Source organism: Chitinophaga sp. Hz27 (genome assembly GCF_042263525.1).
GTDB lineage: Bacteria > Bacteroidota > Bacteroidia > Chitinophagales > Chitinophagaceae > Chitinophaga.
The window spans coordinates 323,890-342,030 of sequence record NZ_JBHKFJ010000009.1 but is presented as its reverse complement, the minus strand read 5'-3'; the positions used below and the strand labels follow the sequence as shown (position 1 = coordinate 342,030).

17 protein-coding genes and 1 tRNA gene are annotated in these 18,141 nt (G+C 43.8%); 15 read left to right on the top strand and 3 right to left on the bottom strand.

The window, feature by feature from the left end; all coding sequences use genetic code 11:
* The 6 genes from ACE38W_RS22635 to ACE38W_RS22610 all read left to right on the top strand — a co-directional run.
* Window positions 1-396, top strand: a 396-nt coding sequence (locus ACE38W_RS22635; RefSeq protein WP_375835085.1) for a hypothetical protein, incomplete at its 5' end; no start/stop codon positions are given.
* 4 nt (window positions 397-400) lie between these two features.
* Entirely contained in the window at window positions 401-2,698 is a 2,298-nt protein-coding gene (locus tag ACE38W_RS22630) for an aminotransferase class III-fold pyridoxal phosphate-dependent enzyme (protein ID WP_375835083.1), read from the top strand.
* 12 nt (window positions 2,699-2,710) lie between these two features.
* Window positions 2,711-3,601, top strand: coding sequence for a DUF1338 domain-containing protein (locus ACE38W_RS22625; protein WP_375835080.1), 891 nt, complete (start codon window positions 2,711-2,713; stop codon window positions 3,599-3,601).
* Between the two features lie 2 nt (window positions 3,602-3,603).
* Window positions 3,604-5,127, top strand: a complete 1,524-nt coding sequence (locus tag ACE38W_RS22620) for an aldehyde dehydrogenase family protein (RefSeq protein WP_375835077.1) — start codon at window positions 3,604-3,606, stop codon at window positions 5,125-5,127.
* Window positions 5,128-5,329: 202 nt separating this feature from the next.
* Window positions 5,330-5,403 (top strand) — tRNA-Arg (locus ACE38W_RS22615).
* Between the two features lie 263 nt (window positions 5,404-5,666).
* Window positions 5,667-6,299: a class I SAM-dependent DNA methyltransferase gene (locus ACE38W_RS22610; RefSeq protein ID WP_375835075.1), complete on the top strand. Its 633-nt coding sequence runs from the start codon at window positions 5,667-5,669 to the stop codon at window positions 6,297-6,299.
* Window positions 6,300-6,389: 90 nt separating this feature from the next.
* Here the strand turns inward: ACE38W_RS22610 and ACE38W_RS22605 are convergent, their stop codons facing one another.
* The gene (locus ACE38W_RS22605; protein WP_205195526.1) at window positions 6,390-6,704 is read right to left on the bottom strand and encodes a KGG domain-containing protein; all 315 of its coding nucleotides are present in this window, start codon (window positions 6,702-6,704) and stop codon (window positions 6,390-6,392) included.
* A 269-nt stretch (window positions 6,705-6,973) separates the two neighbouring features.
* On the opposite strand from ACE38W_RS22605, the gene ACE38W_RS22600 reads away from it, so the two are divergent.
* The 5 genes from ACE38W_RS22600 (at window position 6,974) to ACE38W_RS22580 (ending at window position 10,338) form a co-directional block, all read left to right on the top strand.
* Window positions 6,974-7,510: a DUF6496 domain-containing protein gene (locus ACE38W_RS22600; RefSeq protein ID WP_375835071.1), complete on the top strand. Its 537-nt coding sequence runs from the start codon at window positions 6,974-6,976 to the stop codon at window positions 7,508-7,510.
* A gap of 96 nt (window positions 7,511-7,606) precedes the next feature.
* A complete protein-coding gene (locus ACE38W_RS22595) occupies window positions 7,607-7,861 on the top strand; it encodes a hypothetical protein (RefSeq protein ID WP_375835068.1) in 255 nt (84 codons plus the stop codon).
* Window positions 7,862-7,933: 72 nt separating this feature from the next.
* Entirely contained in the window at window positions 7,934-8,815 is an 882-nt protein-coding gene (locus ACE38W_RS22590; RefSeq protein ID WP_375835066.1) for a mechanosensitive ion channel family protein, read from the top strand.
* 84 nt (window positions 8,816-8,899) lie between these two features.
* Window positions 8,900-9,385 carry a hypothetical protein gene (locus tag ACE38W_RS22585; protein WP_375835063.1) on the top strand — a complete coding sequence of 162 codons (486 nt, stop codon included), beginning with the start codon at window positions 8,900-8,902 and terminating at the stop codon, window positions 9,383-9,385.
* 317 nt (window positions 9,386-9,702) lie between these two features.
* Entirely contained in the window at window positions 9,703-10,338 is a 636-nt protein-coding gene (locus ACE38W_RS22580) for an NAD(P)H-dependent oxidoreductase (RefSeq protein WP_375835061.1), read from the top strand.
* A gap of 73 nt (window positions 10,339-10,411) precedes the next feature.
* Here the strand turns inward: ACE38W_RS22580 and ACE38W_RS22575 are convergent, their stop codons facing one another.
* On the bottom strand, window positions 10,412-11,575 hold the full coding sequence (locus ACE38W_RS22575; RefSeq protein WP_375835058.1) for a histidine decarboxylase: 1,164 nt from the start codon (window positions 11,573-11,575) through the stop codon (window positions 10,412-10,414).
* A gap of 184 nt (window positions 11,576-11,759) precedes the next feature.
* Between ACE38W_RS22575 and ACE38W_RS22570 the strand changes: the two genes are divergently transcribed.
* Window positions 11,760-12,221: an Lrp/AsnC family transcriptional regulator gene (locus ACE38W_RS22570; RefSeq protein WP_375835055.1), complete on the top strand. Its 462-nt coding sequence runs from the start codon at window positions 11,760-11,762 to the stop codon at window positions 12,219-12,221.
* A gap of 6 nt (window positions 12,222-12,227) precedes the next feature.
* On the opposite strand, the gene ACE38W_RS22565 is transcribed toward ACE38W_RS22570, so the two are convergent.
* On the bottom strand, window positions 12,228-14,246 hold the full coding sequence (locus ACE38W_RS22565; protein WP_375835053.1) for an ATP-binding protein: 2,019 nt from the start codon (window positions 14,244-14,246) through the stop codon (window positions 12,228-12,230).
* 190 nt (window positions 14,247-14,436) lie between these two features.
* On the opposite strand from ACE38W_RS22565, the gene ACE38W_RS22560 reads away from it, so the two are divergent.
* From ACE38W_RS22560 to ACE38W_RS22550, 3 genes are all read left to right on the top strand, one after another.
* Window positions 14,437-15,663 carry a TCR/Tet family MFS transporter gene (locus tag ACE38W_RS22560; RefSeq protein ID WP_375835050.1) on the top strand — a complete coding sequence of 409 codons (1,227 nt, stop codon included), beginning with the start codon at window positions 14,437-14,439 and terminating at the stop codon, window positions 15,661-15,663.
* Between the two features lie 59 nt (window positions 15,664-15,722).
* Window positions 15,723-16,904, top strand: a complete 1,182-nt coding sequence (locus ACE38W_RS22555; protein ID WP_375835048.1) for a hypothetical protein — start codon at window positions 15,723-15,725, stop codon at window positions 16,902-16,904.
* A gap of 163 nt (window positions 16,905-17,067) precedes the next feature.
* Window positions 17,068-18,096: an outer membrane beta-barrel protein gene (locus ACE38W_RS22550; protein WP_375835045.1), complete on the top strand. Its 1,029-nt coding sequence runs from the start codon at window positions 17,068-17,070 to the stop codon at window positions 18,094-18,096.
* Window positions 18,097-18,141 lie beyond the last annotated feature (45 nt).

Genomic DNA, 18,141 nt, shown 5'->3' with positions numbered 1-18,141 from the left:
GATGGCCCGGAAGGATGGATACCACTGTGGACAGGTATTGCCACAAAGGCACAAGCTACGCAGGTATTAAAGAAGATGAATGATCCGAAGAAGTTCAATACCAAAGTACCGCTGCCTACATTGGCAGCTGATCATCCAGCATTCGATCCAATGAAAGGTTACTGGCGCGGCCCCGTATGGCTGGACCAGGTAGCGTACGGTGCGCAGGGATTGCGCCGGTATGGATATGCCAAAGAAGCGAAGAAGTTTGAGCAACAACTGCTGAACAACGCAGCAGGACTACTTTCTGACGGACCAATATGTGAAAATTATCATCCCATTACTGGGAAAGGTTTGAATGCAAAAAATTTCAGCTGGTCCGCAGCACATTTGTTAATGATACTGAAAAATAAATAACGTCATGGATTTTACAGCAAACGAAGTAAGGCAGCTGGTACAAAAAAACTACCTGTTGGCAGTAGAGGTGGACCCACTCCAGGGTTACGATGAGTTTAATTACAAGATTACTGATACCTCCGGGCGGAAATTTATCCTCAAAATAACAGGAGAGGAAAAACAATACTCCTTCCTGGACGCACAATTGCGTATACTGGACCATCTTACCGTGACCGATGTAGCCTGGAAATTTCAACAGATACTACGTAATAAAAATCGCCAGGAACTAACGCCTGTTTTCAAAGACGGCAAACAATACTATGTACGTATCCTCACCTGGCTGGAAGGTGATTGCTGGGCAAAGGTTCCCGTGAAAACAAAAGAGCTGTACCTTGACCTGGGCCGCTTCATCGGCAAAACAGATGAAGCGATGAGAGAATTCCAGCACGATGCACTACATCGTCATTACACCTGGGATATCAGCACTGCAGCAGATTGTAATAAACTGCTGAAACATATCCATGACCATGAGAAGAGAAGACTGGCAGGCTATTTCCTGCTGGCTTTTGATACAGAAGTGGCGCCGGTATTGCAGGAATTACGGCATGCATGTATACACGGAGATGCCAACGATTATAACGTGTTGGTGCAAGATGGAAAGATCAGCGGCCTTATAGATCTTGGCGACATGGTATACACCGCCCTCGTAAATAATGTGGCTATTGCCTGCACCTATGCCATGTTCAGAGCTGAAGATCCGCTGCAGGCAGCTGCCTGGGTGATACAAGGCTACCATGAGGCGTTTCCACTGACAGAACAGGAAGTAGACCTGATCTATTACCTGATTGCTGCACGTATGTGCATCAGCGTTACTCAATCTGCCTACCAGGCCTCCCTGGGGTCTTCCAACAGTCATCACTTTGTTACAGAGGTAGATGCCTGGGATCTACTACATACGCTTATTCGTGTCAATCCTCTCCGTGCTGCCGATACTTTCCGCAAAGCCTGTGGTATGCCTTCCCTGATCAACATTGAAGATGATTATAGTCAGCTCCTGGGGGAAAGGAAATCAGTGATAGGCCGCAATCTCAGCATCAGCTACCGCAAACCGCTGAAGATTATTAAAGGCGCTTTGCAATATTTGTATGATGATAAGGGAGATACCTACATCGACTGTGTAAATAATCCCAGCCATGTAGGACACTGTCACCCTGTGGTGGTAAGAGCCATGCAAAGACAAATCGCCACACTTAATACCAATAGCCGTTATCTCAGCGATCATCTCGTGGAATATGCTAAAGACCTGTTAGCAACATTGCCTTCCAACCTCGCGGTGGTATATTTTACCAACTCTGGTAGTGAAGCGAATGACCTGGCTATCCGCATGAGCCGCCATTTTACCGGTCGTAAAGATGTCATGGTATTGGATCATGCCTATCATGGTACTTCTACGGTAGCCATGGAAATGAGTCCTTATAAGTTCGATGGCAAGGGAGGTTTTGGGCAAATGCCTTATATACATAAAGCAGTATCTCCAGACTTATACCGCGGGGAGTTCCGCTACGATGATCCACTGGCAGGCGAAAAATATGCAGCTGACGTACAGCAAATTCTTGAAAAAAATCCTGGAAAAATTGCTGCCTTTATCTGCGAAACATTGCTGGGTGTAGGTGGACAAATTCCGCTGCCAGACAACTACCTGGCAAACGTTTATAAACATATCCGTGCCGCTGGTGGCTTGTGTATCGCTGATGAAGTACAGGTAGGTTTTGGTAGAGTAGGGGAAAAATTCTGGGGCTTTGAGCTCCAAAATGTACAGCCAGACATTGTTGTACTGGGCAAGCCAATCGGCAACGGTCATCCGCTGGCAGCCGTGGTTGTAACCCAGGAAATCGCTGACGCATTTAATAACGGTATGGAATATTTCAACACTTTCGGCGCTAACCCAGTCTCTATGGTTACCGGCAGAACAGTGCTTCAGGTAATCCAATCCGAACAAATGCAGCAACATGCCCTGGAAACAGGTAACTTCCTTATGGATGGCCTGCGGGAGGTAATGAGCAAACATCCTGTCATTAGTGATGTACGCGGCTTCGGATTGTTTGTTGGGGCAGAAATGGTGAAAGATAGGACCACCATGGAACCTGCCGTTGATGAAATCAATGCAGTAGTAGAGAAAATGAAAGAAAGAGGTTTCCTGCTATCTACCGACGGTCCACTCTACAATGTGCTGAAAATAAAACCGCCGATGGTTTTCAGTAAACAAAACGCTACCGATATGGTACGCCATCTCGATGAAGTATTAACTGAACTTAATTTCTAATAAATCATTGTCATGAATAATCTGGAATTGATCCTGGATGGGTTGATGCGCCGCTATAAAGAGCGCGTACCGGATGTGAACCGGGTAATATCAGCCATGAAAGTGGAAGGACTGATAAAAGAAGAACAGGAAATTGAAAACGATCATATCGCTTTTCGTACCATCGGTGTACCACATCTCGGGATACAGTCGCTGGAAAAAATTTTTATCCATCACGGCTATACGAAAAAAGACTATTACTATTTTGAAGAAAAGAAATTGGACGCCTATTGGTATGCACCACCGCATCCTGCGCTGCCACGGATTTTCATCAGTGAATTACGGGTAAAGGATTTATCGGAAGATGCCCAACAAATCATACATAGCTATACCGATGAGGTGACAGCAGATCCGGTGGATGCACTAAACCTGGACAATCCCGCACAAGTAGATAATTTCCTGCACAGTGGCCTCTGGCGACTCCCAACCTATGCTGATTTCTCAGCACTGGCAGCAGAAAGCGAGTACGCATCCTGGACAATTTATAACCGCTACTACCTGAATCATTTTACCATTAGTGTACACAACCTGAAAGAAGGCTATAATCACATTGAACAATTCAACCAGTTTTTGGAAAAGCATGGACTGAAGCTCAATGATGCCGGTGGCAAATTCAAGAAAAGCCCGGATGGCTTGTTGTTGCAAAGTTCCACTGTGGCGGGTATGATAGCAGCCGATTTTGCAGACGGCGTAGCCCATCGTATTTCCGGCTCCTATGTGGAGTTTGCAGAACGTAGGTTATTACCAGAATACCAGCAACTAAGCGACATAGATGTGCGCAGGGAACATCGCCGGGAAGGCTTTGAAGCAGCCAATGCCAACAAGATTTTTGAAAGTACCTATTCATCACAAACCAACAAGTAGCAATGAAATTCTTAGAAGAACTCGGGATAAAAGCAGAGAACCCTGGTGTAAGCACCGGCACAAAATGGATGCAGGGTAGTGAAGGAAAAATATCTTCCTGGTCGCCGGTAGATGGTCAGTTGATAGGTCAGGTGGGCATGTCTGGAGTACAAGACTATGCGACTGTAATTGACACCGCTGCCAAAGCATTTGAACAATGGCGTACTGTACCTGCGCCTCGTAGAGGAGAAGTAGTACGCCAGATAGGTGAGGCGCTTCGTGTGAAGAAACAGGCTTTAGGTAGTCTGGTTAGCTATGAGATGGGAAAGAGCCTGCAGGAAGGATTAGGAGAGGTACAGGAGATGATTGATATATGTGACTTTGCAGTAGGATTGAGTCGTCAGTTATATGGTTTGAGCATGCATAGTGAACGCCCTTCACATAGAATGTATGAGCAATGGCATCCACTGGGTATTGTGGGTATTATTTCCGCATTCAATTTCCCCGTGGCAGTGTGGAGTTGGAACGCTATGCTGGCAATGGTTTGCGGCGATATATGCATTTGGAAGCCTAGTGAAAAAACGCCATTGTCCGCCATCGCATGCCAACATATTATTGCAGAAGTGCTGGAACGTAATAATGTTCCGGAAGGAGTACTCTGTTTAGTGAATGGAGGCCGTGAAGCAGGAGAGATGCTGGCTAATGATACGCGGGTTCCGCTGTTGTCAGCCACTGGCTCTACCCGTATGGGTAAAGCAGTTGCAGCTACCGTAGCAGCGAGATTGGGACGTTGCCTCCTGGAATTGGGTGGTAATAATGCTATTATCATCTCTAAGGATGCAGACCTGGACATGGCCCTGATAGGAAGCCTGTTCGGCGCTGTAGGCACTGCTGGACAACGTTGTACTACCACACGCCGACTCATCATTCACGAATCCGTGTACAATAGCTTCAAGGAAAAACTGGTAAAAGCCTATGGTCAACTTCGCATCGGTAATCCACTGGATGAAAATAATCACGTAGGCCCATTGATCGATAAAGATGCAGTGAATGCTTACCTGGCAGCAATTGCAGCTTGCGAGCAGCAAGGTGGTAAATTTATCGTGCCTGGTGGAGTGTTAAGCGGTGCCGGATTTGAAAGCGGTTGCTATGTAAAACCATGCATTGCAGAAGCACAGCCAGATTACGCGATTGTGAAAACCGAAACATTTGCACCCATTCTATATCTGATGAAATATAGCACGCTTGAAGAGGCGATTGCTATCCAGAATAATGTTCCACAGGGTCTCTCCTCCGCCATAATGACGATGAACCTAAGGGAAGCAGAGCTCTTCTTATCGGCCGCTGGTAGTGATTGCGGCATTGCCAATGTCAATATCGGTACTTCTGGCGCCGAGATAGGTGGTGCTTTTGGAGGTGAAAAAGAAACAGGCGGTGGCCGCGAAAGTGGCAGCGATGCCTGGAAAAACTATATGCGCAGACAAACAAATACGATCAACTACGGTACCCAGTTGCCGCTGGCACAGGGGATTAAATTTGATCTGTAAGCATATTTTAAAGGCCGTAGGCGTCGTTAAACATCTAAATGGCAACAACGCACTACGGCCTCTTTTTCATCGCCGCAAATAGATCAGCAGACCGTTTTATCATCTTCCGAATCTTTTATTTTATATAAAACGTATAAAAAACTGAAAATAAATTTGTTAGAAATAAAATAATTCCTACTTTTGCAATCCCAACAAGGGAAATGGCTGCGTAGCTCAACTGAATAGAGCATCTGACTACGGATCAGAAGGTTTCAGGTTTGAATCCTGACGCGGTCACAAAAGGAAAGCTGTCTTACTTAGTAAGACAGCTTTTTTATTTTATTCAATAGTAGTTGCAACTTATAACCTTTGCAAAAATTATAGTTCAGCTCCTATTGTGTAATACCATGAATTTGGCTGTTGGAATTTATGATGTGCATCCCACAAAAGTCTGAATATGCCCCAATTAAAACCCTTGACAAGGTAGTAAATGACGTAGGTTTTTGTCTTACGACCAAAAAAATATTAGATTTACATATAACCCAGAAAACAAGGTAACCATGAGTATCAGAGAAGCTTACAATGAATGGGCATCACAATATGATACCAATATCAACAGAACCCGAGACCTTGAAGCCGTTGCATTACGCGAAGCTCTCGCCCCATTTACTATAGAACATGTGTTGGAAATCGGCAGTGGTACAGGTAAAAATACCGCCTGGTTTGCAGATAATGCCATTAGCGTTACATCCGTAGATTTTTCAGAAGAGATGCTGGCCAAGGCCAGAGAGAAATTCAAGGACCATAGCAATGTTAGTTTTATTCAGGCAGATATTACCGCTCCGTGGACATTTGCAGCAGGTAAAAAGTATGATCTGGTAACTTTTAGCCTTGTGTTGGAACATATCCGTGACCTGGATAGCATTTTTGCGGCTGTATCCGAGATATTACAACAGAATGGGTTGCTATATATAGGGGAGTTGCATCCATTCCGTCAGTACGGAGGAAGTAAAGCGAAATATGAAACCAGTGAGGGAGTACAGGAATTGCAGACTTATACCCATCACATTTCGGAGTTCGTGCAAACGGCTGCCAGACATGGGTTGCAGGTATTCAATGCCAATGAATATTTTGACGAAGATAATATCAATACAGTGCCTCGTATTTTAGTATTATTGCTCAATAGAGAATAAGCCTGTTATAACATGATTATAAAATATACAAAAAATCCTGTCACCATTATAATGACAGGATTTTTCTTTTAAAATATCTTTCACTGGCTGCTACAGCACATGTTGTTGCTGTTCCTTGTGTTTATTTTTGCCACGATTTGTACCGCCTTTGCGGCCAATGGCAGCCATATGTTCCCTGTTTCGGCTAACCGCTTCTCCACCTTTCTTGCCGGCAGCTCTTGCCTCTTCAGATGTGAATTTATGTGCAACGCCCTGTTTGTGGGCTGCTCGTCCACCTTCTCTGGATATGGCTCTCTGTTGTTCCGGATCCATGGATGCAAAACCGCGTTTGCTGTGCTTAGGTTTTTCTACCGCACTATCCTGCGGATTGCCATTGGGAAATGATTGATACCTCATGTTTTCCATAATGCAACTTTTATAGTGTAGTGAACAAATTATGTATAGCTCAACTATACAACTATGGTGCCACCGCCTGTAAGTCAATGCAATACAGCATTTCCGCCATCCTCTCACTGTGGTATTAGTGCAATTCATTACCCAATGCATAGAAAAATACACACAATAAAAGCCCCGATTCCACAGTTTTGACCCCTGAAATACCTGATCTGCATTGGCTTATGATTTGCGTTATATATGGAGCAATTAACTTTTAATAACCCATTCAAACTTCTATTATGGCAAAGTATTCCAGCGCTGTACAGCGGAAGGTGAAAAAAGTAATGCATGAAATGCATGAAGGTAAATTAAGAAGTGGTCGAAGCGGTAGAAAAGTAACAAATCCAAAACAGGCAGTTGCGATAGGATTATCAGAAGCCCGCGCTGAAGGCGATAAACTTCCACCTAGAAAAACTTCTTCTACGGGTTCAAAAACTAAGAAATCATCTCACACTACAACAGCAAAACATAGCACCGCCAAAAAAGCGACTGCTAAAAGAGCAACTGCCCAAAAAGCAACTGCAAAAAAAGCAGCCCCTAAAAAAACAATGGCAAAACATACAACTGCCAAACGTGCCACAGCTAAAAAAGCCACGGCGAAAAAATCTGCCAGTCCTAAAAAAGCTACTGCGAAATCCATGACCGGCAAAAAGGCAACCGCCAAAAAAGCAATGCCGAAAAAATCTTCTAAAACTACTGTTAAAAAATCTGCCGGACGGAGCAAAATGGCTTCCGGAAAAAGAGCCACCAGCAAGCGTAAAGCTATGCATGCCTAAGTGCTTACCAAACAAAGACAAACTATATACAAATAAAGACCGGTGCCGTATAGCACCGGTCTTTTTATATGGCACACACCTTGTCCTATTTTAAGTATGGAAGAACATCATGTAACAGTTATTATCAATGGTAAAGCATACGGACTTAACATCACGGTAAATAGCCAGATACATGAAACAATGTATGAGGTAGTCCCCGATGTAAGACCCTTTGTTTTACAGGATTTCCAGCCGCAGAATAACAACTTCACGGCGGACCATACTGACACTGTGGCCGAAAGGTTACGGATCGTGGAAACTGAACAGATTGCACGAATCATATGGAGCGAAATCCTCAGTAAAATGGGTTAATGCCTTCATCCGCATTGCACTGGTTAGCAATCATTTGGCAGTAATGTGCCCGGTTTGTACTTTTACAAAACTATGATGCTAACCGACGCAGTTTATAAACGGAAAAACCGGAAGGTACGAATCCTGTTCTTAGCCAAATTATTGGCCTATCTGGCTATTGTATATTTTAATCTGGATCATGCAGTCGCCTATAATAAATTTCCCTGGCTATTCAGAATAACCAACGCGCTCTCTTTTTTCCTGGGCGCCAATTTGGTTATCTCCCTAGCCTGGATCCTCATCATTTCCTGGTATACCCGCCGCCGACTCAATAAACCCGTAGAAAAAGATAACTTCATGCTGGGCCTCAATCGCATCAGCTCTGTGCTTAATACGGTCTTTTTTATACTGGCCGTCATGATACTTTTTGGTATCGATCTGCTGAAATTCGTAACCAGTATCACCATCGTTGCTGCGGCAATAGCACTCTTGTCTAAAGACTATATCACCAACATCATCAATGGCCTGATCATCATGTTCTCCGACCAGCTCTCCCTGGGCGATCATGTAAAGATTGGTGATTATAAAGGCAAAATACTGGACATCACCCTTTTTAATCTTGTCTTGCAAAATGATGACGATGAAATCATGATAGTACCTAATTCCCTGGTATTTACCGCCATTGTGGTTAACCAATCCAAACAAAATATTAAAAAGCTGATCATAGAGTTTGAACTGGATAGAAAGCTGACCTTTACACCAGACCAATTGGAAGAACGCCTGAACAATGCCATCAGGGCCTTCGAAAGCCATTATGCCAAAGGAAGTTTCTTGCTTCGTACCATGGAAATAAAGAAAGATCATGTCTTGTTTAAACTGCAACTCACCCTTCCTGTGGCAGACAAACAATTGGAACAGCAACTGCGTCGCACCCTTAATACAGAGATAATTTCCATCGCTGAAAAAGGTGTCTGAAAACGGCTTTTTTTCAAGAGATTTTCAGTAGATTCGCCGTCATTTTATTTACAAAAGCGAACGACAACAATAGCACCTTATACTATGAAAAAGTACCTGATTCCCTGTTGCGCAGTGGTATTCCTAGCTTCCTGCAGCTGGTTCTCCGGTTCTGAAAAGACCATCGAATCCGACTCCGTTAAATTAGCCAGCGCTCCCGGCGACAGTGCAACTCCCGCTAACAAAGATGACAGAAACGATGATGGCGAAACCATTGATATGGATACTACCATCATGAAACGCCTTGCATGGGTAAATGATATTGCTGACGCCTACGTGAAATCACCAGCAGCAAACGAATTAGTCAAAGTGCACTTGAAAGATAGCTCTATCAACTGGATCTGGGATTCTCTGCGTAAAACGGATTCCGCAACCTATGTGGTATTGCAGGTGGGCGCAGATGAAAATAACGGTGAGGGCATGGTATTCGGCACCGCCGCCTGGTTGTACATCGATACACTATCCAGAAAAGTATATGAATACAATCTCCCCAACGACGAATTAATACCGCTGCATATACCTAAAAAGTAAAACAGCACTATGAATTAGAAAAGCGGGATGCAATTATTGCATCCCGCTTTTTTTATTATACTATTAATGATAATGTTTTTTATCAAATGATGATTTTTTATTTATACTGCTTTTATGATATATTATAAAGATGATGAATTTATAATTCTCGTCTGATCCTTATCTATATTGGTTTTGATGGAATGTATTATGTGGTTGTATAGGTGGAATGTAGTGTAGTGGCTGATATTGGCGTTTTATTTTAACATTTTTACTGTGTTTGCATTGTCTGTGGCCATTCTTCATGTACTATCTTTGCGCATTAATCTAGCAGAAATATGTCATTAATTGAAGATTTGAAATGGAGATATGCCACTAAAAGCTATGATCCAACGAAGAAAGTAAGCGACGAAAACGTAAGGAATATTGTAGAAGCCGCACGTCTGGCGCCCACCTCATCTGGGTTACAGCAATTCAGGGTTTTAGTGATCACCAACGAGGAACTGAAAAAGAAAATCGTTCCTATTGCATGGGGACAGGAAATTGTAGCGGATTGCTCACATCTGCTGGTATTTGCAGCCTGGGATAACTATACAGAAGAAAGGATCGATACTGTCTACGACAGAACTACTGACGAAAGAGGTTTACCACGTGGACGTTTTTCCAGTTATACCGATAAGATCAAAGCCATGTACCTGCCTAAAGAGGAGAATGATAATTTCGTACATACTGCGCGCCAGTCCTATATAGGTTTTGGACTAGCGATCGCGCAGGCAGCGGAATTACAAGTAGATGCCACGCCGATGGAAGGTTTTGATGCCAATGCCCTGGATGAATTACTGGACCTGCGTTCCAAAGGACTCCGAAGTGTAACGATGTTGCCACTGGGCTATCGACAAGAGGCAGCTGACTGGCTCGTAAACATGAAGAAAGTACGTATCCCGGTAGAAGAATTTGTGATTGAGATACAATAGTAATAATATAAGTGACGATCGCCTGAAAGGTAGTGTAATACTGTCTTTCAGGCGATTTTGCTTTTAATGAGCTTTATGCAAAATTCAAATTGTAAGATGGTTGTTGTGGTGTTTCAGGCAACGCATTTTCCAGTTCATTTATAAACGTATCAATCAGCGCTTTCGTAACCCCTGGCATGCAGATAATATGTGACCAGCCATTTTCAGAGGCCAGCTGCCATTTTAGCCTGATACTAGCCGGCGGCTCCGGAAATACTACTGTTAATGTATCCGGGTTTCGCCAGGCTGCCACGCCGATTTCAAGTAAACGATTGGTGGCATAAGCGGCTACTTCCAGCGCTGCCACGGCCCTTGCACGCATCCCTTCAATACCATATCTCTTCAAAGCATACCAGAGAAAGAGTGGGCTATGACCATTTCTGCTGCCGGTAATAGTTGTATCTAAAGTGCCAATATAAGCCACTGAACGGGCTATCCGGTCGCGGTACGACTTATGCGCAATTACAACACCGCATGGAACCGGTGAGCCAATAAATTTATGTCCGCTTATTGCGATACTATGCGCGCCATCCGCAAAATCAAACGCCGGCCTGTTTTCCAGGAAACCGCTGTAGCTGCCGGATAACGCGCCATCCGCATGAATATAGAATTGACGTATAGCCGTTTTGTTTAGTATGGCCCTGATACGTTTTACATCATCTCTTGCTTCCGTCATCGTGGTGCCGATATTAGCCAGGATAATCACTGGCAGCTGACGATTCATGGAAATGGTATTTTCGAGATCTTCATAATCCATTTCCCCATTGTCCTGCGTACGAATTACGATGGCAGGCATGTTCAACAAATGAATGTTTTTCTGCACGCTGTAATGCGTGGCGGCAGAGTAGTAGACCATAGCTTTGGGATATAACTCTCTGGCGAGGTATAAGGCATACAAATTACCTTCAGAACCACCGTTGGTAACATATCCCCACCAATCGTTGGCCGGAGCCCGGAAAAGCTGCGCAAAAAATGCGACTACCTCTTTTTCCAGGTCTCTGGAACCAACTGCGTATGTAGATGGAATGAAAGGGTCGCCCAAGTTGTTCAGTGGATATTGTAGGAAAGGCATCAGCGGAGAATAATCAAAATCCTTAGCCACTGGATATCCTAAAAAGCCGGCTGTACCACTTGCAACGGTATCTAATAGCGCCTGCAACCGCGTTGTGTCGGCCGCAGACAACATAAAGTCGTTCATCTCTTGAAATTACAGGTGTATGATCCTGCGAAGCTATGAATATATGGTTGAATGTATCTGTAAATACAATTAATTAAGAAAATATACACTAATTTAGACATGAAAATAGTTTAATAATGCTGCTTTGGATCTCCTTTTTGATCTAAAACAGATAAATCTAACTACATAAAAAGGCTTTAATATTATGGAATCACTGGATAAAACAGATCGTCGGATATTACAAGTGCTGCAACAGGATGCCCGGTTGAATACAAAAGAGATCGCGCATAAAATTGGCTTATCAGTAACACCCACTTATGAGCGCCTAAAGAAAATTGAGAAGCTGGGGATCATTAAAAAAAATGTGGCATTACTAGATGGCGAAAAGCTGGGGAAGTCGATGGTGGCCTACTGCAACGTTTCGCTGCAGCTGCATTCATTGCCCTTGCTGCGGAAATTTGAAGCTGCTATCCATAAACATGAAGAGGTCATGGAATGCTACCACGTGGCAGGGAACTATGATTATTTATTGAAGATAGTGGTAGATGATATGAAAAGTTATCAGCTGTTTATTACTACCAAATTGGCTGCTATCGAGAATATCGCCAATGTGCACAGTTCCTTTGTAATGACAGAGATTAAGTATAGTACTGCGTTCCCGCTGTAAGCGAATTTACTTCACTACGGTCATACCATTGCTGCCCTGGTCCTGAATAATTACCGTATAGCCGCGCGGGTTAGTGTCGGCCTCATCGGATAGGGGAACGGTAAAAGAGAAGCTGCTGCCACTTCCTGGTGTGCTATGGAACCAGATACGGCCTCTGTTGCGTTCTACGAAATCTTTGGAGAGATGCAGCCCTAGCCCGCAGCCTTTCTCATTTCTGGTACCAGTAGTGCTGTAATAAATATTAGAAAAAATACGATGTTGGTTTTCTAATGGAATGCCTGTGCCGTTATCCCTTACAATAATTTCTGCAAATGTCCGGTCAATCCTTGCACTCACATTTATCTTCCCGCCACCTTGTGTGAATTTAATTGCGTTACTGATCAGGTTACGCAATACCATGCGTATCATCTCCGGGTCTGCATATACCGTCAAAGAGCCGCTGAGCTCATGTTGCAGGGAAACCTCTTTCTGTTTCGCCAATGTCTGCAACAACTCGAACTCCTGGTTGAGCAGCAATAAAATATCAAAATCATCTGCTTTAACACCGATGCCTTTCATCTGATTGCTGGCCCACTGCAGCATATTGTCCATCATATAGGAGGTGTTTTTTACATCTCTCCATAACTCATCTGCGTAAAATTTAAACTGCTCCTGGGTAATCCTTTCATCGCGCAGGAGAAAAAGCAAACCTTCCAGGATAGCCAACGGAGAACGCAAGTCATGCGAAATAACAGAGAAGATTTTATCTTTCACCTGGTTCAGACTTTCCAGCGTTGTATTTTGTTCGAGTATGATATGATTTTGCAGAGAAACTTCCTGGTTTTTGCTATTGAGTTCTCTGGTGAGCTGCTTTTGTTTTTTAAACATACGATACAGCATAAACGTAATAGCAAGCAATGCTATAAACAGTATGGTGGCGGAGATTACCAGGATACGCTGCTGTTGTATGGTTGCCAGATGTATCTGCTGTTCTTTTTTTAGTAAGATGTTTTCCTTTTGTTTTTTCTCTGCCTCATATTTTTCCTGACTACGGGAGATAAGCCTTGATTTTTCGAGATTGAAGAACTCCAGATTTCGCTCCGTATAGGCTTTATAGTTATTCAGTGCAGCGCGGTAATCGTTGCGGGCGCTATCTAGCTCATACCTGATCTTGTAATAGATCATTTCATTTTTGACGTTTTTGAGTACGCCATTGATAGCATGCGCATGTTGCAGGTTCTTTTCTGCATTGGCAAGATCACCCATAAATGTTTGTACTTCCGCCAGGTTGAGACTGGACTTCACCATTCCCAGCTGGTTATCAGCTTCCCGGTAGCACTCTGCCGACAGCTGATGATAATGTAACGCGTCTTCCAGGCGGTATTGCAACATGGCAACCAGTCCCAGATTTTCATACGTATATGCCAGGCCTCTTCTGTCGTTCTGAGAAAGTTTCAGTGCTTCAGCTTCGTGCAGGTATAGCAGGGAGGAGTCGAGTACATGTAGTGCAAGGTAGGCAGATCCAATGTTATTGAGGGTTTTGCTGATTTCAGACAGTTCGTGCAGGTTCTTTTTTATTTGTAGAGACTTGAGAAGGTAGGGCAGTGCATCTCTTGGACTGTTTTGTTCGGTGAAGATATTGCCCATATCATTATACAGAATGCTCAGGGTGTGCTGGTCGTTAATGCTTTCTGCCAGTTTCAGGGAGCTGAGTGTCAGCTGCATTTGTTTGTCCAGGTGGCCCCTGGTATTTTCTACCAATGCGAGATTCCGCTGGGCCCAGATCCTTCCATTCATATAATGAAGCTGTGAACTGAGTCCCAGTGCCTCATTGGCATATTTTTCTGCTACTTGTGCATCTTTTGTGAAGTATGCCCTGGAGGCCTTATTAAGAATGTCTACCCGTTCAGAATCCTTTGCTGTATGATGAAACAGTTCAATTTCAAAGCTGTCTTGCGGCGCTGGTTGCGCCTTACTGACCGGCGACAGCAATAGCATGTACAGGGGGATGAGTAAACATTTTTTCAAAGGATTGGCGGGCAGCATATGACGTTATTATTGTTGGCATTTTCCGTGGAACGGTCTTGGGGCCTGTCCACATAATTATGATAAAAATAATCATAATGCATGATGATTCAAAAATTGATATAGAAATCTCTCTTAATTTGGGTATTTTTGCGGCCCTGAAATACTGGTATTCAACTCCATTTGTATTAACAAGAAAATTTCCTTTAACATGGCTGTCAAGAAATCTGCAGCGCTGGGCTTCATCTTTGTTACCCTATTAATCGATGTAATCGGTTTCGGTATTATTATACCGGTAATGCCTAAACTTATCGAGTCGCTCACAGGTGAGGGACTGAGTGGGGCATCGTGGTATTCCGGCTGGTTAACATTTGCCTATGCTATTACCCAATTTTTTATGGCCCCTGTTATTGGTGGCCTGAGCGATGCTTATGGCAGAAGACCTGTTTTATTGTCTTGCCTGGCCGCTTTTTGTTTAGATTATCTGTTCCTGGCCTGGGCGCCTAATATTGCTTTACTGTTTGTAGGCCGTATTATTGCGGGCGTCACTGGTGCAAGTATGAGTACTGGCGCCGCATATATTGCCGATATCAGCACACCTGAAAAACGTGCGCAGAACTTTGGTATGATAGGCGTAGCTTTCGGACTTGGATTTATTATCGGACCAGGATTAGGTGGTGTAATGAGCCAATGGGGGCCAAGAGTTCCATTCCTCGCAGCCGCTGGCCTGACGCTATTAAACCTGCTCTATGGATTTTTTGTGTTGCCGGAATCCTTGGCAATGGAAAACAGACGTCCATTCGACCTGAAAAGGGCAAACCCTTTCGGCGCATTGAAACAATTGCGTAATTACCCGGTAATTTCCGGACTGATTTTTTCGCTGGTACTGATTTACCTGGCCAACTTCGCGGTGCAATCCACCTGGTCATTCTTTACGATGGAAAAATTCCATTGGACAGAAAAGTGGGTAGGTTATTCACTAATGTTTGTAGGTCTGCTCGTAGCTTTAGTGCAGGGTGGCCTTATCCGCATCGTTATTCCCTGGCTTGGACAAAAGAAGTCAGTGATCTTAGGCTTGGTGCTTTACACTTTAGGTTTAGGGCTGTTTGCATTTGCTTCCACTGGCTGGGAAATGTTCGTATATCTGATACCGTATTGCCTTGGTGGTATTTGCGGACCAAGCCTGCAGGGTATTATGAGTAGTGCTGTTCCGCCAAATGCACAAGGTGAATTACAGGGCGCCATGACAGGACTGGTGAGTCTTACCATGATCGTGGGGCCACTGATGATGAACAGTATCTTTACCTGGTTTACCAAAGCATCTGCACCAATTTATTTTCCTGGTGCGCCTTTTCTGGCAGGAGCGGTATTACTGGTACCAAGTATTGTGCTCGCTGCTATTTCTTTTAAAAAGAACCATACACCAGCAAGATTGTAAGCGGATTAAAAATTCATTGATAATGAGTTGAATATCAAATTCAACTACATTTGCAAACTATGCTAAGGAAACTATATGCTGCGGCGTTGCTTACAATAATAGGGATGAGCGCCAAGGGACAGCAGGATTCGGTATATAAACATGAAGAACCACTGTTTGGTCAGTCAGATACGGTATTGCGTAAACGTAGTTTTTTTCCATTGCCAGTACTGGGATATTCACAGGAGAAAGGTCTGGAAATAGGTGCAGCCATGCTATACTCTTTTTATGCAGATAAAAAGAACCCAAGCGCCAGCACCCGCAACTCTACACTCTATCTGATCCCGGCTATTACCACAAAAAATCAGTATAAAGTTGATCTGAAAGCAGATATCTGGACACGTGATAACATGTGGCATTTCAAGGGTAGCATGCGTTATCAGAACTTCCCACTGTATTTTTATGGCATTGGCGATACCACCCATGCAGCTGATAAATCTCTGCTGAACAATGTACGCTATAGATTCCAGGCAGAAGCAGAAAGAAAAGTAGGTAATCATTTCTATGTAGGCGCTACTGCCTCTTTCCAAAACGATAGCTATAGCAGTGAAGACAACAAAGGTATTTACAATACCATGCCATTGGTAGGCAAAACCGGCGGGCATGTCACCTTCATTGGTTTGACCGGTATCTATGATACGCGCGATAACCAGAACTATACACGTAAAGGAACCTGGCTGAAATTAAATACCGCTTTTGCGCCATCTTTCCTGAGTTCAGAACAACTGGTGAAAATAGAAGCGCAAGGCACGCATTTCCTGGCATTATCCCGTAAGAGTACGCTGGGCTTCAATGCTTATTTTAGTTCCTTGCAGGGAAGTCAGCTACCGTTTTATCTGTTACCCGAAATGGGGAATGATAACCTGATGCGTGGCTATTATCAGGGACGTTACAGGAATCAGAATTACTTAGCACTCCAGACGGAATATCGTTACCTGATAGATCCTAAGATTAGGATTAAGGTATGGTTTGTAGACTTACATCCTAAGTTTGCACTGGCTGCTTTTGCCGGAACAGGAACTGTATTTACTAACAGAGACTTCCACTTCGATGGTTTCAAACCTAACTATGGTGGTGGCATCAGATATTTCTACGACGAAAACTCCAGGCTCACAGTTCGTATAGACTATGGCGTAGGAGAGAAGCGTCCTGGAGAAGCCCGCCAGCAAGGGTTTTATCTCTCTCTGGCAGAAGCCTTTTAATATATAATAGCTGGTCGCCATATTGGTGCGAGGAAGTGCAACTGTTGAAATAATTTATTTCAACGGTTGCACTTCTTTGATTGTTATGTGCTAACATTTCCTTAACTTCCAGTATGTTGTTAATCAAGCAACAGCAAGTTACGAATCACCAAAACCACTGTTTATGAAACGACCTATCCTGTTATCAGCCCTGGCATTGTCATTGGCTGTATCAAGTGCCGTACACGCGCAGGACTCCAAATCTTCCAGACCTCCACATTCCAAATGGTATCTCAAAGCTGCAGGAGGTTATTTTTTTAGTATTACACCTGGTCAGTTTCCCAATGTTGGCCCATATCCTCCACAGGATCTGCATACGCAGTATAACCCGGCAAATGCAAATCCACTGGATACACTTAGCAGAAAAGTGTTGACAGGTTCTTATGGTCAGGGCGTTCGTGGTGGACTTTCCGTTGGTTATAATATTAATAAGTATATCGCCGTGGAAGCAACATTCAATTATTTCCACAGCGCTAAAAACCTCATGACCCGTAACCTGAGTACCATGGTGAGCACCAATAAGGTGATGGGCAGCATTGATTCGCATGGTTATGTGAATGCTGTTGACTTTGCACCTAGTGTTGTATTTAGTCCGGGCCTGGAGAAAATAAATCCTTATGTGCGTTTTGGAGTGGTAGTACCACTCTGGGGCCGACTGTATATTGAAACAGATGCATTCCAGTTGTCCAGCCCTCCCGCTGGAGCACCTTTACCTCCGGGTACCCTTATCCAGACAGAGGTACATCGTAAGGAAGAAATTAAGCCTAGCATTACTATTGGTATGCAGGGCGCACTCGGTGTATCCTTCAACGTTTCTTCCCGCTTCGATATTTTCGTAGAGGCAGAATACAGAAACGTTCCGGTAAAAAGCAAATCCAAAGAAGTCACCAAATACAGCGAAGTCAATACTGCTGTTAATGCAAGCACCGGCGCTGTTATCACACAAGTTAGCAGCAGAGGCCTCGGTGACCTGAGCAATGCGGAAAGAAATACGGACTATGTAACTACCCTTGACCAGAACTCCAATACACCTATCGGACAAACAGGTACTGTTGTTCACTATAAAAACGACAATGCGCCTGCCAATGACCTGAAATCATATATCAACATTGGTGGCCTGGGTGTAAACGCAGGCATCAAATTCAGACTCTGATACAACAACTGTATAAATGAAGAATGCCGCCAGCAAATTGCTGAG

What these genes read in the sequence shown, in the direction of transcription:
- ACE38W_RS22630 (WP_375835083.1), top strand. Translation starts at nt 401, where the DNA reads ATGGATTTTACAGCAAACGAAGTAAGGCAGCTGGTACAAAAAAACTAC.
- ACE38W_RS22625 (WP_375835080.1), top strand. Translation starts at nt 2,711, where the DNA reads ATGAATAATCTGGAATTGATCCTGGATGGGTTGATGCGCCGCTATAAA.
- ACE38W_RS22620 (WP_375835077.1), top strand. Translation starts at nt 3,604, where the DNA reads ATGAAATTCTTAGAAGAACTCGGGATAAAAGCAGAGAACCCTGGTGTA.
- ACE38W_RS22610 (WP_375835075.1), top strand. Translation starts at nt 5,667, where the DNA reads ATGAGTATCAGAGAAGCTTACAATGAATGGGCATCACAATATGATACC.
- ACE38W_RS22605 (WP_205195526.1), bottom strand. Translation starts at nt 6,704, where the DNA reads ATGGAAAACATGAGGTATCAATCATTTCCCAATGGCAATCCGCAGGAT.
- ACE38W_RS22600 (WP_375835071.1), top strand. Translation starts at nt 6,974, where the DNA reads ATGGCAAAGTATTCCAGCGCTGTACAGCGGAAGGTGAAAAAAGTAATG.
- ACE38W_RS22595 (WP_375835068.1), top strand. Translation starts at nt 7,607, where the DNA reads ATGGAAGAACATCATGTAACAGTTATTATCAATGGTAAAGCATACGGA.
- ACE38W_RS22590 (WP_375835066.1), top strand. Translation starts at nt 7,934, where the DNA reads ATGATGCTAACCGACGCAGTTTATAAACGGAAAAACCGGAAGGTACGA.
- ACE38W_RS22585 (WP_375835063.1), top strand. Translation starts at nt 8,900, where the DNA reads ATGAAAAAGTACCTGATTCCCTGTTGCGCAGTGGTATTCCTAGCTTCC.
- ACE38W_RS22580 (WP_375835061.1), top strand. Translation starts at nt 9,703, where the DNA reads ATGTCATTAATTGAAGATTTGAAATGGAGATATGCCACTAAAAGCTAT.
- ACE38W_RS22575 (WP_375835058.1), bottom strand. Translation starts at nt 11,575, where the DNA reads ATGAACGACTTTATGTTGTCTGCGGCCGACACAACGCGGTTGCAGGCG.
- ACE38W_RS22570 (WP_375835055.1), top strand. Translation starts at nt 11,760, where the DNA reads ATGGAATCACTGGATAAAACAGATCGTCGGATATTACAAGTGCTGCAA.
- ACE38W_RS22565 (WP_375835053.1), bottom strand. Translation starts at nt 14,246, where the DNA reads ATGCTGCCCGCCAATCCTTTGAAAAAATGTTTACTCATCCCCCTGTAC.
- ACE38W_RS22560 (WP_375835050.1), top strand. Translation starts at nt 14,437, where the DNA reads ATGGCTGTCAAGAAATCTGCAGCGCTGGGCTTCATCTTTGTTACCCTA.
- ACE38W_RS22555 (WP_375835048.1), top strand. Translation starts at nt 15,723, where the DNA reads ATGCTAAGGAAACTATATGCTGCGGCGTTGCTTACAATAATAGGGATG.
- ACE38W_RS22550 (WP_375835045.1), top strand. Translation starts at nt 17,068, where the DNA reads ATGAAACGACCTATCCTGTTATCAGCCCTGGCATTGTCATTGGCTGTA.